Below are 18759 nucleotides of genomic sequence, written 5' to 3'. Positions count from 1 at the left end.
CGAAATGCGTCGGTACGGAGAGCCGGTATCAACCGCGTTTGTGGAATCCACGATCAATGAAGTGATCGCCAGACGAATGGCCAAAAAGCAGCAGATGCAGTGGAGCAGAAAAGGGGCTCATTATTTGTTACAGACCCGGACCGCCGTTTTGAATAACGAACTGCAGGATAAATTTGTCTGCTGGTATCCGGGTTTTCAAAGTGACGGGAAGGGACCAGCGATGGCAGCATAGCTCACGCTGCCCCAATATTTTTTATGCTCTCGGTCGTATGGAAGCTGGACCGCCTCGGTCGTGATCTTCGTCATCTCATTAATACAGTGCACGACCTGACCGCGAGGGGGACCGGTCTGAAAGTGCTGACCGGTCACGGGGCGACTATCGACACAACAACGGCCGCTGGCAAGCTTGTCTTCGGTATCTTTGCCGCACTGGCGGAGTTTGAGCGCGAACTGATTGCTGAAAGAACGACTGCAGGTCTGGCATCAGCAAGAGCCCGTGGGCGGAACGGCGGCCGACCTTATAAAATGACGCCAGTCAAACTGCGACTGGCAATGGCATCAATGGGACAATCAGAAACAAAGGTCAGTACGCTATGCCAGGAACTTGGGATAACCCGGCAAACTTTGTACAGGCATATTTCCCCTGTTGGTCAACTGCGGGCGGACGGGATCAAGCTGCTCAACCGTGGATAATTTGAACGGACGGAAAAATCTGGGGTTCCGGCGTAGTACCCCTATCACCTCCACATTTTTGCAACAGTGCCTTATAAATGGCAGCCTTATGTTTACTTGCCAAGATGGGCTACCATATGATGTTTTATACTGAGCAATATTAATATTATCTTTAATGGAAAAATTAAGCCCACTAAGTGACCCACTGCTATATGGCTCTATTGTGAAGACGCCTGAGGGTAAAAATTTATACATGGTTGTCCCTATGTCTATTATTGCAAGGTTGACAATATTATTCGTTTTATAAATTTGAGCGTTTAAAATCACACATCAAAGCAATTAGTCAGGATAAACAACAATACCCAGTGCTTCGAGAATCAGTTCTTGCTGCCAGGCTGCAATTTTGATACCTGATGTATCGACTTTGCGGGGATCTAAACCGTCGAGTTCGGCGTGGCATAAATTGGCACCCTGTAGGCTAAATTGCCCCCAGACATCTTCGGAAAAAACACCTCGACTTAAGTCTGACTCTTTCAGTGATGCACCCGCTAGGTTCGTTCCTATCCAGCGATTTTCAAACAACTCACATTTTTCTAAACAAACCCTCTCCATATTGGCATAGGAAAGATTACATCCAGAAATAAATGCTGAGCAAAAGTACATACGATTACTCACTTGATGGGCAAAGTTTGTTCGGGAAAAGTTGGCACCTTTTAAATCACACGCACGGAACTCTATACCGTAGCAATTGGCATTACTGAAGTTTGCCATCGCAAGTTGGCATTGTTGGAAACTTGCATCACGAAGATCTGCGACATCAAAGTGGCAGCCTTCGATATCACCCTGTTCAATGAACTTGCAGTTGACGAATGTCGTATCACGCAAGTTAGCACGTCGAAAGTCGCTGCGAATGAATGTGCAAGCGGTGAAGGTGAGATCACTTAAGTCTTTATGTGAAAAGTTGTGGTGCCGATATGTATGATTGTAGGTTTCCATGAGTACTCCTTGTTGAAAGGAGGGCTAGACTACCATTATACATATGCCAAGACATTAAAATAAAAGCCTGTTACATCAACACATTACAACCCCTCAATTTACCTGTTTTAAGTGGTCAAATTGGCGCGTAGAGCGCCTATCGCTCTTGCATTGGCACGCGGCCCTGTTGAAAAAAGTTATTCGCTTTAGATAGGGTTAGGAGAGCCGTGCTTCGCCGGTAAAAAATCGGACTATCCGACGCAGGGCGGACTCATCGGCGGAGAAGCAAACTTTGACTATATCTCCCTACACTTGGAAGAGGGCTAGACTGGCCCCATAGATCACCAGACACTTCGACTCTCTTAAAATAAGAGGTAGTCTTGGAACTATGTTTAATACCAGTCAGAACGATAAGATGGTTGAAGTGTTATCAGGACCTGAGCGGCGTCGGCGTCGTACACCGCAGGAAAAAATTGCCATTATTCAGCAGACTATGGAGCCCGGTATGACCGTGTCTCATGTCGCGCGCCTGCATGGCATCAATGCAAACCAGATATTCAAATGGCGCAAGCAATATTAAGACGGTTCACTGACGGCTGTTGCATCGGGCGAGGAAGTGGTGCCGGCCTCCGAACTCGCTGCCGCCAATAAGCAAATTCGCGAACTCCAGCGCCTTCTGGGCAAAAAGACGATGGAAGCCGAGATACTCAAAGAGGCCGTGGAGTTCGGCCGGGCAAAAAAATGGATTGCGCATGCGCCCTCGTTGCCTGGGAACGACGAATAAGCGACGTTTGCAGAAGTCTTGGCGTGTCGCGTGCGCAGTTGAGCATTCGGGTTCACCGGCCATCTGACTGACAGGATCGCAGACGGCAGCCCCGTTCTGACGATACCACCGTATTGTCCCGGATAAACATGGCGGTGGCTGACCTGCCGACGTATGGTTATCGCCGTGTGTGGGCGCTGCTGCGACGGGAGTCGGAGCGGGACGGCCTGCCTGTGGTTAATGCAAAGCGGGTGTATCGCATTATGAGAACGCATAATCTGCTTCTTGAACGTAAACCCGCTGATCCTTGCCGTAAGCGGGCCCATAAGGGGCGCGTAGCAGTAGCGGAAAGTAACCGGCGCTGGTGCTCAGATGGCTTTGAGTTCCGCTGTGATAATGGCGAAAAGCTGCGGGTGACCTTCGCGCAGGACTGCTGCGACAGGGAGATCATTGACTGGGCAGCGAGCACCGGAGGCTATGACAAAGAAACGGTGCAGGATGTCATGCTGGGTGCGGTGGAAAAACGCTTCGGAAGGCAGTTGCCAACAGTGCCGGCGTTCGCCCGGTTGCTGGGACTGGAGCCTTGTACGACAGCAGTGCGAAGCCCGGAAAGCAATGGCATAGCAGAAAGCTTCGTGATGACGATAAAACGGGACTACATCAGCATCATGCCGAAACCGGACAGCGAGGCAGCGGTGATGAATCTGGCGGTGGCGTTCAGTCATTACAACGAACATCATCCGCATAGTGCACTGGGATATCGCTCACCACGGGAATATATACGCAGGAAGTTATCGCAACCGTAAGAGAGCAAAAACGTCTGGATATATAGGGTCAAATCCACTGTAAATATATTACCAGTTCTTAATTACTGAATCTCCGATCCCTGCAATATGCTCGTTGAGTTCATTCATAGATGAATGAGTATTTGTAATATACAGGACTACTATACGAGATGGCTTGCCTCCGGGGCCCAACAGTGCAACGATGCCCCGAGATCCGTGATCACCTGCTCCTGTTTTATCCGCTATCATCCAGCCAGCTGGCAGTACAGAGCGGAACAGAGGCCCGCCGACTTTATCTTCCTGCATCCAGCTTATTAATTTTTTTCGAGATTTTTCTGTAAGTACACTTTCGTTTAACAATTTTTGTAGCGTTTGAGCCATCGCTGCCGGAGTGGTGGTATCACGCTCATCGCCAGGCTTCGCCTCATTAAGGCTGGGTTCGTGTCGATCAAGCCTTGTATAACTATCACCAGTGCTACGCAGAAAATGAGTTAATCCCTCCGGCCCGCCAATAGTTGATAGCAATAAATTTGCAGCAGTGTTATCACTGGTGGTAATGGCAGCATTGCATAACTCAGAAACCGTCATTCCATCTGCAATGTGCTGACTGGTTAGTGGAGAATAGTCGTCCAGGTCATGCTTATTATAGGTAATTCGGCGTTCAAGTTGTTCAAGCCCTTTATCAACACGTACTAATATTGCTCCACATAACAAAACTTTGAATGTGCTCATCATAGGAAAACGTTCTTCACGGCGATGACTACTCAGAACCTTCCCGGATAAAAAGTCTATTTCAGTAAAACCAACCCGACCTTTGATATGGTCTTCTGTGCTTTGTATTGTATCAGTAACATTGACTGGTGTAGATAATGCTGGAGTACACATTCCAGCCAGTAAAGAGATTATAATAAGGCGGATCTTTTTCATATTAATATCCTTTTTAAAATTAAGTTAAGTAATAATAGATAAATAATGAGTAAACAGGCTCTGTTCAGCCGGACTGTCGGTGTACCACCGGAGCACGTAAAGCATCCGGTGCAATCTTCAGCCGGGTAAGCACCGGACCGATAATCTGGCCGAAGACAGGCGCCGCCACTGAGCCACCAAAATGCTGTCCCGCTTTGGGATTGTTAATAACCACAACCAGTGCCACTTCAGGACGGCTCGCCGGCGCGACGCCTGCCGTATAGGTAATATGCCCCCCGTCATATTTTCCACCGGCACCTAACTTCTCTGCGGTTCCGGTTTTTATTGCCAGACGGTAGCCCGGTACAGCTGCCCTTACGCCACTTCCGCCGGGTAACACATCACTTTCCATCATTCTGATTACAGCATCGGCAAGCTTCGGGTCCGCCACCTGCTCACCGTACACCGGCGCGGATAACCGTGTAACGGATAACGGATGATAAACGCCACAGGCCCCGAGAGTGGCATAGGCTCTGGCTAACTGGAGCGGGGTTACCCGGAGGCCGTAGCCAAAAGCGAAGGTGGCGCGCTCAATATCAGCCCATCGATGGCGACTGAACGGAAAGTAACCAGTACTTTCACCGGGAAGGCCCAGCCCTGTCGGTTTTCCCAGCCCGAAGGATGAATACGTTTTTACCAGCGCATCCGAAGGCATCGCCAGGGCAATATGTGAAACTCCGGTATCACTGGATTTCTGAAGTATGCCGGTCGGCGTCAGCGCCGGCCAGTATCCCACGTCCCGGATAAGATGGCCGTCAACCCTGAACGGCCTTGTGTCAAGAAGCGTGCTGCTGCTGATAATATGGCGGCGCAGGCCTTCAAGAATGACGAAGGGTTTAACCGTTGAACCCGGCTCAAAGCTGTCATTAATCGCCACGTTACGCATTTCAGCGGAAGTGGCACCGGAAAAACGGTTGGGATTAAACGACGGATAGGATGCCATAGCCAGAATTTCGCCGGTGTTTACGCTGACAAGCACCGCAGCGCCTGACTGGGCGTGATGTTGCTCGACCCCCTCCCTTAACCGGCTGTAAACAATATACTGAAGCACACTGTCAATACTCAGCCTGATCGCCGGTGCAGTTTCCGGAGCGTCATACTGGATCACGCTGATGACGCCCCCCCTGGCGTTTTTGCGTATTTTTTTCACCCCGAAGTCCTTTCTCAGAACGGTGTTAAAGCTCTGCTCAATACCACTCAGCCCTCTATTTTCGGCACCGGTCACACCAATGAGCGAGGCTGATGCCTCACCCAGCGGATAGTAGCGATTTTCATTGTATTTCTGACTTATGCCCGGCAGATGCAGCTGTGACACGGCCCTGGACAATGACAGGGGCGACTTTTTCTTCAGAAACAGGAATTCCTTGTCCGAATTATCTTGAATAGTTCTGCGAAGTGGCACTGTTGCAAAGTTAGCGATGAGGCAGCCTTTTGTCTTATTCAAAGGCCTTACATTTCAAAAACTCTGCTTACCAGGCGCATTTCGCCCAGGGGATCACCATAATAAAATGCTGAGGCCTGGCCTTTGCGTAGTGCACGCATCACCTCAATACCTTTGATGGTGGCGTAAGCCGTCTTCATGGATTTAAATCCCAGCGTGGCGCCGATTATCCGTTTCAGTTTGCCATGATCGCATTCAATCACGTTGTTCCGGTACTTAATCTGTCGGTGTTCAACGTCAGACGGGCACCGGCCTTCGCGTTTGAGCAGAGCAAGCGCGCGACCATAGGCGGGCGCTTTATCCGTGTTGATGAATCGCGGGATCTGCCACTTCTTCACGTTGTTGAGGATTTTACCCAGAAACCGGTATGCAGCTTTGCTGTTACGACGGGAGGAGAGATAAAAATCGACAGTGCGGCCCCGGCTGTCGACGGCCCGGTACAGATACGCCCAGCGGCCATTGACCTTCACGTAGGTTTCATCCATGTGCCACGGGCAAAGATCGGAAGGGTTACGCCAGTACCAGCGCAGCCGTTTTTCCATTTCAGGCGCATAACGCTGAACCCAGCGGTAAATCGTGGAGTGATCGACATTCACTCCGCGTTCAGCCAGCATCTCCTGCAGCTCACGGTAACTGATGCCGTATTTGCAGTACCAGCGTACGGCCCACAGAATGATGTCACGCTGAAAATGCCGGCCTTTGAATGGGTTCATGTGCAGCTCCATCAGCAAAAGGGGATGATAAGTTTATCACCACCGACTATTTGCAACAGTGCCTTTTACCCTTGGTGCCGTACTGGAGCAGCAGGAGCATACTGCCGCCCTGACCGACCGCCCTGCAGCACCGGACGAAAACCTGCCGCCGCTATTGCGGGAAGCGCTGCAGATTATGGACAGTGATGATGGTGAGCAGGCCTTTCTGCATGGCCTGGAGAGCCTGATCCGGGGGTTTGAGGTGCAGCTTACGGCACTGTTGCAGGGGTCCGCTTGGGAAAGGGAAAATATCCTACGCTAAGGCTGTTTTTTAACCATCAACTGTTAGCAAACTGCCCAAGTGGCGGTGCTATGCCATTTCTGCGTCCGAAACCGAGCGATTACGTACACCATGCCACCGATCTGTACGAAAGTAGGCAAAACCAGAAACGGACAGTCTGATAGTTCCGTACATCCCTTACGGTCAGGGGTTTCCACTCAATTGAACGAAATCACCCGTTAAGCTTGAAAAGCTTAACGTAGGATAATTTCCGAATTCCAAGCGGCCCCCCTCTTGCGCTCTCCTGTTCCCGTCCTGCGGCATCCGTGTAGTGGTGGAAGCTTTACCTAAATCACCACGCCCCGTTCCGTTTAGACAGTTCGCTCCAAGCTGGGCTGTATGCAAGAACCCCCCGTTCAGCCCGACCGCTGCGCCTTTTCCGGTAACTATCGTCTTGAGTCCAACCCGGAAAGACACGACTTAACGCCACTGGCAGCGGCCACTGGTAAACAGGATGTGCGAGAGATGTATCGAGAGTTCTTGAAGTGGTGGCCAGACTGAGGCTACACTAAAAGGACAGATTTGGTGACGTCTCGCACAAGACTGTTACCACGGTTCAGAAACTTGCCGGTTTACTGAACCTTCGAAAAACCACCCTGCAAGGTGGTTTTTTCGTTTACATGGCAAGAGACTACGACGTCCAACGTCAGATCTCAAGAAATTATTTAAAAATAAATAGTTAACCAATATCCTTGTGATATTTATTATCCAGGAATCAACGCCTTTACCCGCTGCCGGAGCCTCACCTCAATAGCACTCTCCGGCAGCCGTATTGTTACAGCGAATCAAACTGATAGCTGACCGATAGCCCAACGCCATAGTTACGGCCCGGCGCCGGTTCATAATAGCGTCCGTTGCTCTCGTTGACGATAACAGAGCCGACGTAGCGCTTATCAAACAGGTTATCAACGCGCGTATAGAGGTCGACGGTCCAGTTATCTAGCACATATTTATAGCCGGTATTCAGTGCCGTCACCGTATAGGCTGGAGCCTGCTCGCTATTGGCATCGTTGACCTGAATATCGCTCATATAGCGGACTTCAGCGCCAGCGTACCATCCCTCTTCCGGCACCCAGCCAAAGGAGGCATAGGCGCTATTACGTGCAATCCCCGGGATCCGATTGCCGCTCTGAATAGCATCGCCGGCGTTTTCACGGTAGGTCGCATCCAGCAGCGTCCACGCCAGTTTGGCGCGCCAGGCGGGCGCAAATTGCTGATCCCATCCCAGTTCGACCCCGCGGCGGCGCGTCTTGCCCGCGTTCTGATAGGACGTACGGCCATTGTCGCTGGCGGCAACGACAATTTCATTTTTCGTGTCCGTATTGAAGACGCTCAGGCTCGCCATCCCGGTGCCCACCTGCCATTTACTGCCTGCTTCAACGGTGGTGTTAGTGGCCGGTTGCAGAGCAAAGTTAAGCCCGGACTGACCATCGGGACGATAGGACAGCTCGTTAATGGTCGGCGTTTCAAATCCCCTCCCGGCAGAGAGGTAAACGTTCCACTGCGGCGTCATGGCATACTTCAGCGCTGCCGCCGGAAGCCACTTGTGATAGCTCGCTTCGCCGCTATCATCACCATTTTTACCTACAACATAACGATCGTTGGAATCAAACCATACCGAGCTATAGCGCGCCCCGGCGTCCAGCCCCAGGGCTGAGGTGAGCTGCCAGTGCGTTTGAATGTAGGGATCGAGGTTCCACATCAGGTTACGTTCGTTACGTCGCATATCACCTTTGGTGCCGAGATCGTAAACGCCGTTCTGATAAACAAAGTTCTCATAGCCTTTGCGCTGTTCGGTCATCGCCTCGTAATCAAGGCCGGTGGTGATGGCGTAAGGGATAAAACCGCTGTCATCGTGGTGTGTCCAGCGCGTGGCTTTGTTGAATAAATCAGATTTCGGGTAAGTCTCCCCCGTAGCGGGTTGTGTTTTCAGGCAATACGCACGCTTTCAGGCATACCTGCTTTCGTCATTTTGTTCAGCGCTCGTACCAGGGCCATAGCCTCCGCAACCTGACCATCGTAGTCACGCAGCGTCAGTGAACCCCCGAACAGCTGTTTTACCCGGTACATCGCCGTTTCCGCTATCGAGCGACGGTTGTAATCTGTTGTCCATTTCCACCGCGCATTACTCCCGGTCATTCGCTGATTAGCCACTGCACGGTTACGGTCTGCATATTCACCGGGCCAGTAACCCGCACCTTTTCGGGGCGGGATAAGCGCGCTGATTTTCTTACGCCGCAGTTCATCGTGACAGAGCCGGGTATCGTAAGCTCCATCGGCGGCGGCTGACCTGATTTTCCGGTGGGTTTGCCGGATTAACCCGGGGAAGGCCTCTGAGTCCGTAACGTTGTTCAGCGACAGGTCAGCGCAGATGATTTCATGTGTTTTACTGTCAACTGCCAGATGCAGCTTACGCCATATACGACGGCGTTCCTGGCCATGCTTTTTGACTTTCCACTCGCCTTCACCGAAGACCTTCAGCCCGGTGGAATCAATTACCAGGTGTGCGATTTCACCCCGGGTGGGCGTTTTGAAACTGATATTAACCGACTTTGCCCGCCTGCTGACACAGCTGTAATCCGGGCAGCGTAGCGGAACGTTCATCAGAGAAAAAATGGAATCAATAAAGCCCTGCGCAGCGCGCAGGGTCAGCCTGAATACGCGTTTAATGACCAGCACAGTCGTGATGGCAAGGTCAGAATAGCGCTGAGGTCTGCCTCGTGAAGAAGGTGTTGCTGACTCATACCAGGCCTGAATAGCTTCATCATCCAGCCAGAAAGTTATGGAGCCACGGTTGATGAGGGCTTTATTGTAGGTGGGCCAGTTGGTGATTTTGAACTTTTGCTTTGCCACGGAACGGTCTGCGTTGTCGGGAAGATACGTGATCTGATCCTTCAACTCAGCAAAAGTTCGATTTATTCAACAAAACCAGTTACAGCCCTTCGGCGATGATTCTCGCCGCTGAAGCCAGCACATCGCGGCGGCTCTCTGCGTTCTGTTGCGGCTGGGTAAAATAGGTCACCAGAACCAGCGGCGCACGACCCTGCGGCCAGATCACCGCAATATCATTGGTGGTGCCGTAGTCGCCGCTGCCGGTCTTATCACCCACAGTCCACGACGTCGGTAAGCCGGCCCGAATGCTGGCTGCGCCGGTCGTATTGCCTTTGAGCCACGTCACCAACTGCGCCCGCTGGGTTTCGCCCAGCGCATGACCCAGCGTAAGCTGACGCAACGTCTGCGCCATCGCCCGCGGCGTGGTGGTGTCTCTCGGGTCGCCGGGAATGGCGGTATTCAGCGTAGGTTCAGTGCGATCCAGACGAAACGTCTCATCGCCGATCGCGCGGGCAAAAGCCGTCACGCCTCCCGGGCCACCGAGCTGGGCAATCAATTTGTTCATGGCGGTATTGTCGCTGTACTGCAACGCGGCCGCGCTCAGTTCTGCCAGCGTCATTGTGCCGTTGACGTGTTTTTCGGCAATCGGATTGTAGTTAACCAGATCGGCAGGCTTGATCTCGACAGGCTGATTAAGCAGCTGCTTTTGCGTTTCACTCTGCTTAAGCACCGCCGCGGCCGCCATAACTTTACTGGTACTGCACATTGGAAAGCGTTCATCACCGCGATAAAGCACCTGCGTATTATCTGCGGTATCGATGAGCGCGACGCCCAGCCGCCCTCCGCTGCTTTTCTCCAGCGCCGCCAGCTTTTGCTGCACCGCACTCGTCTGCGCATAAAGCGGCGCGCTGCCCAGCAGCAGCGGAATGCACGCCGCCGCCGCGAACATCATCCGTTGCACTCTCTTTGTCACCATCTCAAACTCCCAATACGGTCAATCCGTGTTACATCAGTATTCCCTAAATTCCACGTGTGTTTTTTATTAGCTTCAAAAATCACTATTTCACGAAGAATTTAGACTGCTTCTCACACATTGTAACATTATTTACAACCACCTTTCAATCATTTTTGATAAATCATTGATTTCATCTTTGCTGCAATGATACTTAATAAACTCTGCAAGTTATCCACAGAGCAACACTCAATTTTATTGATGATATTCTTATTATACCAGACATTTTTCATACACTCCCTTGTACGGATAGTTTTCCGACAACTTCATGATTACATATCTTGCGGTTTTGATTATTTTTGCTGCAAGAAATACATACTTCAAACGAAAGGTCTTTATTTGCTGTCTGTATTCTGAAGAGTCCAAGGAATCAAACTTGAACAACAAAAATAGGTTATATGAAAGCATCATCATTTGAAACACGGCTTCATTCGCCCAAAATGACTTTAGCAAGAGATGACCCACCGCCATGTCGTATTTGGCTTCTTTGATATAGTTTTCAGCATTACCACGCTTTTCATAGTATATAACTACTTTTTCAGAAAGCAAGGTAGTATTTGTTACAAAGAAAAAGTAGTCGTATTCGGAACCTTCTAAAAGTGATAATTGTGCTCTTTCTTTTTCTGGTTTCAGTACGCGAGATACGACAAATCTTCTGTCTTTTTCCCATTTAACTAATTTTGTATACAGTTCTGTAGTTTCTCTACCTTCTTCTCCTTTAACGAATACAATTGATGAATTCGTTGCTTGTGAGGTGAGTGTAGAATAACTTTTGGCTTTAATTAAATATTTGCATCCAAGAGATTCTATCGTTTCGATAATTTTTTCATCAAAGTAGCCACTATCCATTCGAAATAAAATTTCTAAATCGTCTGATTTGATGTTAGCAACAATTTCTTTGATCATTTCCGCAGCACCGTTTGCAGTGTAAGTATTGCCACTTCTTACAAATCCGGTAACATATGCTTTTAATTCGTCGCAAAATGCAAATTGGATATTGTAGCATCGGTTTCCCAGTTTCTTAGGATTATATCCTTTTGACGCACCTTCTTGATGACCTTCTACGTTAATTACACTACTATCAATATCAATCGTAATGGATGTCAATTTACTTTTAGTGAGCAGTTTTTTAAAGACTTTAAAATTAATGTCTCTAAACATTTGGGTTGTCTTGAAGTTGAAGTTTCCTAGAAACCGTGACACTGTTTCAGGTTCTTTTACGGAAATATCAAACTCGTTGACGAGGGGATCATTTTGAAGTAGCTTTAGACGTTCTAACTTATCAATGCCAATGAAGTGACCGCAGAGCATGGTCTTTATATGATTCATCTTGATTTTATTTGTTGAGTCATTATCAAATACGAGGTCATTTTCAATAAAATCAAAAATCCCATTGCTTTTTGCATTCTCAAGGAGCAGAAAAAGACCTGCATTTGATGTTAGATTCTTAGCTTTGAAATCAATTTTATTAATCATAATTAGAACCCCTTTTTACTACTTTTCTTACTATTATTTTACCATATATCGAGTCATAAAAGCTGATAATTTAACATATTTTTGAGCACTTTTCTTTCACCCAATGGGTGAAAGCTGAATTTCGAAGGAATGCATATTTATCAAGGCTTTGATTATGCTTTTTGAAGTACTGACGTAGAATCTAGGTATTATGTTTCCTTTATACTCAAATAACATCAATATTCAGGATTGGAACACTCAAACAAGTTAATACAACGATGTTCTAGGTTCATATCCCTGAGACTTAAAGTCTGACTAGTATATTTCCGAACAAGATCACTATCATTCCGTACTTTTTTAAATAGGTTTATTTAATGCCATACATATACGCAATAATACTAACAACTTGTTTTAACACGAATAATATTGCAAGTTGTTCTTCAGAATTAGCAGATTTGGGAATGAAAGACAATGTTGTTAACACCTTCATTCTGAATGAAGAATGCATTGAAGTCAAAGATGAAATCATTGCAAACAAAGACATTTATCATAATATATCCGGGAAAAACATAATATCTGCTGAATGTGTACCCGTATCTATCCCCAAATATATTTTAGACAATTACAGCAAACAACAACGATAATGAATACCCCCTCTGCAAGCAGCGGGGTATCAACACCAAAGATCAAATACAGAGTAGTTCGCTCCAAGGGACGGGAAATATTGCCTTTAGAGATTTACCATAACGTCTCATTACGCGCACCGCGAAAACGGCCTCAGGGCGTTTCTGACGGGAAACCGGTAAAACAGGCAACAAACCACCCGAAAATCCGCCAGAAACGCGCTGGCTCTGTTTTTACGGCATGCATGAGTATGCACGCAAGTGCATAGCGCGGAAATTCACGCCATTCAGCCAGGGTAAGTCCTGTTTCCGGCGTTCTTCCTATCCGAAAACGGTGAACGGGGACGCAATTTATTGCGTGGCCGTGAGGCGTTGCCGGCGCAGCCGGAAAACCCGTTTTCAGCACGTTCAGGAAGGGGGTCGATGTACGAATGGTTCAGGGAACGGATCTGAGGTAATCCGGTAGTTACTTTGTAGTTTATCTGTAGTTTTCTTGTAGTCTATTAGTAGTCTGCCACGTTTTTTGTAGTTTTCTTGTAGTTTTCTTGTAGTTTTTTTGTAGTCTGCCATCACTAATGCAAAACGTTTTTTGTAGTTTATCTGTAGTTTTTGGTTGCTCAGATGGTCATGCTTGCATGACCATCAAAGAATAGGACGCTTTATAGCCAAATAACCCTTAACCTACGGAGAGCGCCCTACCAAAAATGATGATTTTTTAACCCTTAAATGGTCATACACCTAACGCAGCTGCGATTTTCATCGCAACTTCATGAAAAATAAATAAAAAAGAAAAAATACAGGGATTCTGGGTATTACCGGGGTAATAATGTTAAGCGCTAACACAATGAAAATTAAGGCAATGCCGGTATTACTCCGGTAATACCCAGAACGGAGCCATTACGCACCGTCCTGCTGCTCATTCAGGCGCGCTGACAGGCTTCGGTAAAGGCGTTCCGCATCCTCATGGAGTTTCTCGCAGAAATCAGCCTCATGATCCAGATCCAGCTCATTAAGCCTGTCCAGAAGAAGCAGGGACTGATCCTGGATGAATTTAGCCATGTTAACGGCTGTCTTTTGTTGTTTGTTCATGAAGGCCCCGGCGCGAAAGTGCTTACTGTACGTTCTGATGGTTTTCCGCTTCCTCGCTCACTGACTCGCTGCGCTCGGTCGTTCGGCTGCGGCGAGCGGTGCAGGCTTACTAATGGGGCGGAAATTTATTTCCTGGTGGATGCCAGGAAGAAACTTAACAGGGATACGATAAGGCCGCGGCAAAGCCGTTTTTCCATAGGCTCCGCCCCCCTGACAAGCATCACGAAATCTGACGCTCAAATCAGTGGTGGCGAAACCCGACAGGACTATAAAGATACCAGGCGTTTCCCCCTGGTGGCTCCCTCTTGGGGTCCGCTTGGGAAAGGGAAAATATCCTACGCTAAGGCTGTTTTTTAACCATCAACTGTTAGCAAACTGCCCAAGTGGCGGTGCTATGCCATTTCTGCGTCCGAAACCGAGCGATTACGTACACCATGCCACCGATCTGTACGAAAGTAGGCAAAACCAGAAACGGACAGTCTGATAGTTCCGTACATCCCTTACGGTCAGGGGTTTCCACTCAATTGAACGAAATCACCCGTTAAGCTTGAAAAGCTTAACGTAGGATAATTTCCGAATTCCAAGCGGCCCCCTACCCGTCAGGTATGCGCGTTTGTGACTGAGCGGCTTTCTTTGCGCACATACGATAAAAGGTTTTAATGCATCCTCCGCGTACAAGGGTATCCATGATAATGCGGTCAGCTACACGCATAACGACCTCCGGTCATAACCTCCTGTGCTATTTTACCACAATCACATGATTTTATTGAATTTATAAGGCTGGTAATACATTACTCACGGAGGTTTTAAAATGCGCGACAGCGCATGGGAGGCGCTGTGCGCCGGAGACCCCCGCAGCGAAGCGAGGACGAAAAAAGCATTACGGCTTCAGCCGTAATAATCCCCCACCCTGCTAAGCCCAAAACAACCTAGCTCAAAACGCTACAGAAGCTGCTGTGCGCGGTCGGAGTGGTCACGACAAGGCGCGAGCCGCAGTCGGGGCGTATCTCCGCGTTAGCGGGCCGTGAGGGCCGCTTACGAGCGTGTACACCAGAACTCAAAGCCACATCTCCAACAGCAACCACAAAACATAGTTACAACATCCATCATTTTAAAGCGATGCATTACCCCGGCCGTTGGCCGGGGTTGGGCGGCGCTTTTCAGTGGTGGGGAGGGGCTCCTGGCCGGCAAACCGGCGCCGGTTTTATGATGAATTTTCATTTGAATGCTGTAACTAACTTGGTTCTCCGGTTGGGGCCCGTCGCGCAGCGATGGGAGCTCTCTCTAGCGCGCGCGGTATTCCTGCACCGTCTGGGTGAAATCAGGGATCGTAAACCGGAAAATCAGAGCTACCGCGCCAGTGGACTGACGCTGCTGACAGCAACTATCTCGCTGTGGAATACAGTGTATATGGAAAGAGCGGTCGATGCCCTGAAGCGTAAAGGGGTGAAGATCAACGAGCAACTGCTGTCACATTTGTCGCCGTTAGGCTGGGAGCATATCAATCTGACAGGCGATTACATCTGGAAAAACAACAGAATACCGGCCTCCGGTAAGTTTCGTCGGCTGAGGCCAGCTAAAGTAGAAAGGTTGACCTGCTCCCCGTTGATTAGTACACCCCGATGTTAGTAATGTCTTCATAAGCCACATGAGGACATCCCCATGAAGAAGCGTTTTTCCGACGAACAGATCAGGGGTTTGAAGGTCAATGATGTAAAAAACCACGTTAAGAAGATACTTCATTGTTTATATTAATATTTAAAGGGCGAAGCTCTCCCTTCAGAATATCCTCCGGCAGCGTGAATGTGTAATGCCCCAGCATATTGATATGCCCGTGCATCAACGGTGACAGCCGGGCAATATGTTCATCATCCGGTGTTTCGCCCGTGGTTGTCCTTATATGCGAAAGTGCTTCCTGCATATAGAGTGAGTTCCACAGCACCACGGCGTTAGTGACCAGACCCAGCGCGCCCAGCTGGTCTTCCTGCCCCTCGCGGTAACGCTTCCTGATCTCACCGCGCTGACCGTAACAGATGGCTCTGGCCACAGCATGACGGCCTTCTCCCCGGTTCAGTTGCGTCAGAATACGGCGGCGATAATCCTCATCATCGATATAATTAAGCAGGTACAATGTCTTGTTGACCCGCCCGACCTCCATGATCGCCTGCGCCAGCCCTGACGGGCGGGTACTTCTGAGCAGAGAACGGATAAGCTCCGATGCGTGGATGGTGCCCAGTTTCAGGGAACCGGATGCCCGCATCATTTCATCCCAGTGGTTTTCAATCCTGGTTAACTCCACGCATCCTCTTGCCAGTTCATCTAGTGCGCCGTAATGGGCGTTTTTGTCGATCCGCCAGAATACGGCTTCACCGGCATCAGCCAGCCGGGGAGAAAACTGATATCCCAGCAGCCAGAACAGGCCAAAAATGATGTCACTGGCACCGGCCGTGTCTGTCATAATTTCGACCGGATTCAGCCCTGTCTGCTGTTCCAGAAGACCTTCCAGCACAAAAATGGAGTCGCGTAATGTGCCGGGAATGACAATACCGTGGAACCCGGTGTACTGATCTGAAATGAAGTTGTACCAGGTGATGCCACGCCCTGAACCAAAATATTTTTTGTTCGGTCCGGCGTTGAGCGTTTTCACCGGCGTGACAAAGCGCATGCCGTCAGCTGAAGCCACCTCGCCACCGCCCCAGTGGCCGGCAAGCTCCAGCGTGGACTGAAAATCAACCAGCCGGGCATTGGCGCTGACCAGTGTTTCTGCCCGGAGGTAATTCTGTTTCACCCAGCTGAGCCGGTGGCGGGTCAGTGCCGGTATATTGTGTTTTATCAGTGGCTCATGCCCGATATTACAGGCCTCGGCCAGCAGAACGGCACACAGGCTGACGTGAAGATCCTTTGCTCTGGCTTCTGATTCACTGACGTGCGTAAACTCACGGGTAAAACCGGTTCTGGCGTCGATTTCGAGCAGCAGTTCGGTTAAATCCACGGGCGGGAGAAGCTGTTTCACCCGGCTGCTCAGCTGTGTCAGCGCAGGCGGCTCATCGAGTTTTTCCAGGCTGCTGACAGTCAGGGAAGGATACTTACCGTTATGACAGATGCTCACGGCATCATTACAGTCAAAGCGACGCGATACCGTTTTCCAGGTCTCATCCAGTTGCGCTGCCAGCTGTTGTACCGCTTTTCTGCCGTCAGTGGGGTGTCCCAGCGCACGACAGACGGCCACACGCTGAGCCTGCCATTCCCTGCCCTGAAGCAGCTTCCGGCGCGGATCGCCCCAGCGGTCGCTGTTTTCCAGCCAGATATCACGACGACGCATTGCATCCTGAAGACGTTCCAGCAGGCACAGTGAGTAGCCGGCGCGTTGTATACGGCCATCAGTATCATAGACCAGACGTTTCCAGGGGCCGGTGATGATGTGTTCAGGCGCATCGTCCAGTATGCGTTTTTTCGAACCGTTCAGTTCGGTAAGGTAATGGACAGCAGCCAGGGTATGCTCACCGTCAGGAGCAGCACAAAAGTGCAGGTCGCGCAGAAGCGCAGGAAGGAAGCGCTTCACCCGGCCGTACTGCTCCACCATTTCATCCTGAAAATTTGTATTATGCGGGCGGGCCAGCTCATTAACTTTATCAACAGACTCCGCAATCCTTGCGACCGGCACGCTTTTGAATATGGTCTTTCGCAACGCACTCTCATCAGTATTTTCGTCAAGCAGAAGCGCACAGGCCCGCGCCAGCAGTAGTGCTGCCCGATCGAGATCTTTCAGCGTCCTGAGCCGCTTTTTCTGCCCCGTTTTCTTTGCCTCACGGGCGATGTCCAGGATCAGCATATCAAGCACATCAACGGCTTCATCCAGGGCGGCTATTTCCTGCGCTTTAACAAATGCGGTCAGCACAGCCAGCCGCCGTGCTTCCGGCATTCTGGCGATATACCTTGCTGATGCCATGCCGGCGTAGCGGGCCAGATTACGCAGTTGTATGGCCGGCAGCCCGCTAAAATTCAGCCGGGAAAACTCCAGGTTTCTCAGTCGGGTATAACGTTCCAGCGCTTCCGTAAAAGACGGCCCACTAACCGTTACAGGACCTTTGCGTAGCTGCTCCATAACCGACATCCGCTGCCCTTCAGGGATCTCAAGTAACCCTGCCAGTTGTGCGGTCTGCCAGCTGTCAGGTAGCGATGCCAGCTTTCGCCACAGGCGGCGATTTGCCCGCTCACGGATTTCACCAATGATCCTGGTCAGGGTGGACGCGGCGGGCAACAGCACCTTGTGCTGAAGCAGCCATGCTGTGGCGAAATCAAACATCAGGCCGGGACGTTCATTACTGAGCCAGGCGCGGACAGGCACTGTTGCAAAGTTAGCGATGAGGCAGCCTTTTGTCTTATTCAAAGGCCTTACATTTCAAAAACTCTGCTTACCAGGCGCATTTCGCCCAGGGGATCACCATAATAAAATGCTGAGGCCTGGCCTTTGCGTAGTGCACGCATCACCTCAATACCTTTGATGGTGGCGTAAGCCGTCTTCATGGATTTAAATCCCAGCGTGGCGCCGATTATCCGTTTCAGTTTGCCATGATCGCATTCAATCACGTTGTTCCGGTACTTAATCTGTCGGTGTTCAACGTCAGACGGGCACTGGCCTTCGCGTTTGAGCAGAGCAAGCGCGCGACCATAGGCGGGCGCTTTATCCGTGTTGATGAATCGCGGGATCTGCCACTTCTTCACGTTGTTGAGGATTTTACCCAGAAACCGGTATGCAGCTTTGCTGTTACGACGGGAGGAGAGATAAAAATCGACAGTGCGGCCCCGGCTGTCGACGGCCCGGTACAGATACGCCCAGCGGCCATTGACCTTCACGTAGGTTTCATCCATGTGCCACGGGCAAAGATCGGAAGGGTTACGCCAGTACCAGCGCAGCCGTTTTTCCATTTCAGGCGCATAACGCTGAACCCAGCGGTAAATCGTGGAGTGATCGACATTCACTCCGCGTTCAGCCAGCATCTCCTGCAGCTCACGGTAACTGATGCCGTATTTGCAGTACCAGCGTACGGCCCACAGAATGATGTCACGCTGAAAATGCCGGCCTTTGAATGGGTTCATGTGCAGCTCCATCA

9 protein-coding genes and 6 pseudogenes are annotated in these 18759 nt (G+C 50.0%); 4 read left to right on the top strand and 11 right to left on the bottom strand.

All coding sequences use genetic code 11. From position 1 onward, the window contains the following. Positions 1 to 264 precede the first annotated feature (264 nt). A pseudogene (locus tag CE636_RS02710) lies at positions 265 to 693 on the top strand (recombinase family protein); the annotation flags it as partial. Between the two features lie 318 nt (positions 694 to 1011). On the opposite strand, the gene CE636_RS02705 reads toward CE636_RS02710, so the two are convergent. Continuing rightward, positions 1012 to 1668: a quinolone resistance pentapeptide repeat protein QnrS1 gene (locus CE636_RS02705; RefSeq protein WP_001516695.1), complete on the bottom strand. Its 657-nt coding sequence runs from the start codon at positions 1666 to 1668 to the stop codon at positions 1012 to 1014. Positions 1669 to 2062: 394 nt separating this feature from the next. Between CE636_RS02705 and CE636_RS02700 the strand changes: the two are divergent. Continuing rightward, positions 2063 to 3216, top strand: a pseudogene (locus tag CE636_RS02700) (IS3 family transposase). A gap of 48 nt (positions 3217 to 3264) precedes the next feature. Here CE636_RS02700 and CE636_RS02695 read toward each other — a convergent pair. From CE636_RS02695 to CE636_RS02685, 3 genes are all read right to left on the bottom strand, one after another. Continuing rightward, entirely contained in the window at positions 3265 to 4122 is an 858-nt protein-coding gene (locus CE636_RS02695) for a class A beta-lactamase LAP-2 (RefSeq protein WP_012477595.1), read from the bottom strand. A 64-nt stretch (positions 4123 to 4186) separates the two neighbouring features. Then, entirely contained in the window at positions 4187 to 5581 is a 1395-nt protein-coding gene (locus CE636_RS02690) for a penicillin-binding transpeptidase domain-containing protein (protein WP_223807724.1), read from the bottom strand. Between the two features lie 29 nt (positions 5582 to 5610). Next, entirely contained in the window at positions 5611 to 6315 is a 705-nt protein-coding gene (locus CE636_RS02685; RefSeq protein ID WP_001067855.1) for an IS6-like element IS26 family transposase, read from the bottom strand. A 58-nt stretch (positions 6316 to 6373) separates the two neighbouring features. Here CE636_RS02685 and CE636_RS02680 point away from each other — a divergent pair. Beyond that, a pseudogene (locus CE636_RS02680) lies at positions 6374 to 6616 on the top strand (TetR/AcrR family transcriptional regulator C-terminal domain-containing protein); the annotation flags it as partial. A gap of 793 nt (positions 6617 to 7409) precedes the next feature. Here the strand turns inward: CE636_RS02680 and CE636_RS02670 are convergent. The 5 genes and pseudogenes from CE636_RS02670 to CE636_RS02645 all read right to left on the bottom strand — a co-directional run. After that, a pseudogene (locus CE636_RS02670) lies at positions 7410 to 8507 on the bottom strand (TonB-dependent receptor domain-containing protein); the annotation flags it as partial. 56 nt (positions 8508 to 8563) lie between these two features. Further along, positions 8564 to 9532, bottom strand: coding sequence for an IS5-like element IS903B family transposase (locus tag CE636_RS02665; RefSeq protein WP_013362812.1), 969 nt, complete (start codon positions 9530 to 9532; stop codon positions 8564 to 8566). A gap of 34 nt (positions 9533 to 9566) precedes the next feature. Further along, positions 9567 to 10442: an extended-spectrum class A beta-lactamase CTX-M-14 gene (locus CE636_RS02660; protein ID WP_001617865.1), complete on the bottom strand. Its 876-nt coding sequence runs from the start codon at positions 10440 to 10442 to the stop codon at positions 9567 to 9569. A gap of 249 nt (positions 10443 to 10691) precedes the next feature. Next, complete coding sequence (locus CE636_RS02655; protein WP_000608644.1) at positions 10692 to 11954, bottom strand: IS1380-like element ISEcp1 family transposase; 1263 nt, start codon at positions 11952 to 11954, stop codon at positions 10692 to 10694. Positions 11955 to 13453: 1499 nt separating this feature from the next. Next, complete coding sequence (locus CE636_RS02645; protein WP_001041614.1) at positions 13454 to 13645, bottom strand: Rop family plasmid primer RNA-binding protein; 192 nt, start codon at positions 13643 to 13645, stop codon at positions 13454 to 13456. Between the two features lie 1281 nt (positions 13646 to 14926). Between CE636_RS02645 and CE636_RS02635 the strand changes: the two are divergent. Continuing rightward, positions 14927 to 15274 (top strand): annotated as a pseudogene (locus tag CE636_RS02635) (Tn3 family transposase); the annotation flags it as partial. A gap of 97 nt (positions 15275 to 15371) precedes the next feature. Here CE636_RS02635 and CE636_RS02630 read toward each other — a convergent pair. Next, positions 15372 to 17984, bottom strand: a pseudogene (locus tag CE636_RS02630) (Tn3 family transposase); the annotation flags it as partial. A 56-nt stretch (positions 17985 to 18040) separates the two neighbouring features. Continuing rightward, on the bottom strand, positions 18041 to 18745 hold the full coding sequence (locus CE636_RS02625) for an IS6-like element IS26 family transposase (RefSeq protein ID WP_032492056.1): 705 nt from the start codon (positions 18743 to 18745) through the stop codon (positions 18041 to 18043). Positions 18746 to 18759 lie beyond the last annotated feature (14 nt).

This window comes from Klebsiella sp. LY (genome assembly GCF_004010915.1).
Classification (GTDB): Bacteria; Pseudomonadota; Gammaproteobacteria; order Enterobacterales; family Enterobacteriaceae; genus Klebsiella; species Klebsiella quasipneumoniae.
This window is presented reverse-complemented; position numbering and strand designations above follow the sequence as displayed.

Excerpts from the sequence above, each read along its gene's own strand:
- CE636_RS02660 (WP_001617865.1), bottom strand. The coding sequence starts at position 10,442 with ATGGTGACAAAGAGAGTGCAACGGATGATGTTCGCGGCGGCGGCGTGC.
- CE636_RS02655 (WP_000608644.1), bottom strand. The coding sequence starts at position 11,954 with ATGATTAATAAAATTGATTTCAAAGCTAAGAATCTAACATCAAATGCA.
- CE636_RS02685 (WP_001067855.1), bottom strand. The coding sequence starts at position 6,315 with ATGAACCCATTCAAAGGCCGGCATTTTCAGCGTGACATCATTCTGTGG.
- CE636_RS02625 (WP_032492056.1), bottom strand. The coding sequence starts at position 18,745 with ATGAACCCATTCAAAGGCCGGCATTTTCAGCGTGACATCATTCTGTGG.
- CE636_RS02645 (WP_001041614.1), bottom strand. The coding sequence starts at position 13,645 with ATGAACAAACAACAAAAGACAGCCGTTAACATGGCTAAATTCATCCAG.
- CE636_RS02705 (WP_001516695.1), bottom strand. The coding sequence starts at position 1,668 with ATGGAAACCTACAATCATACATATCGGCACCACAACTTTTCACATAAA.
- CE636_RS02695 (WP_012477595.1), bottom strand. The coding sequence starts at position 4,122 with ATGAAAAAGATCCGCCTTATTATAATCTCTTTACTGGCTGGAATGTGT.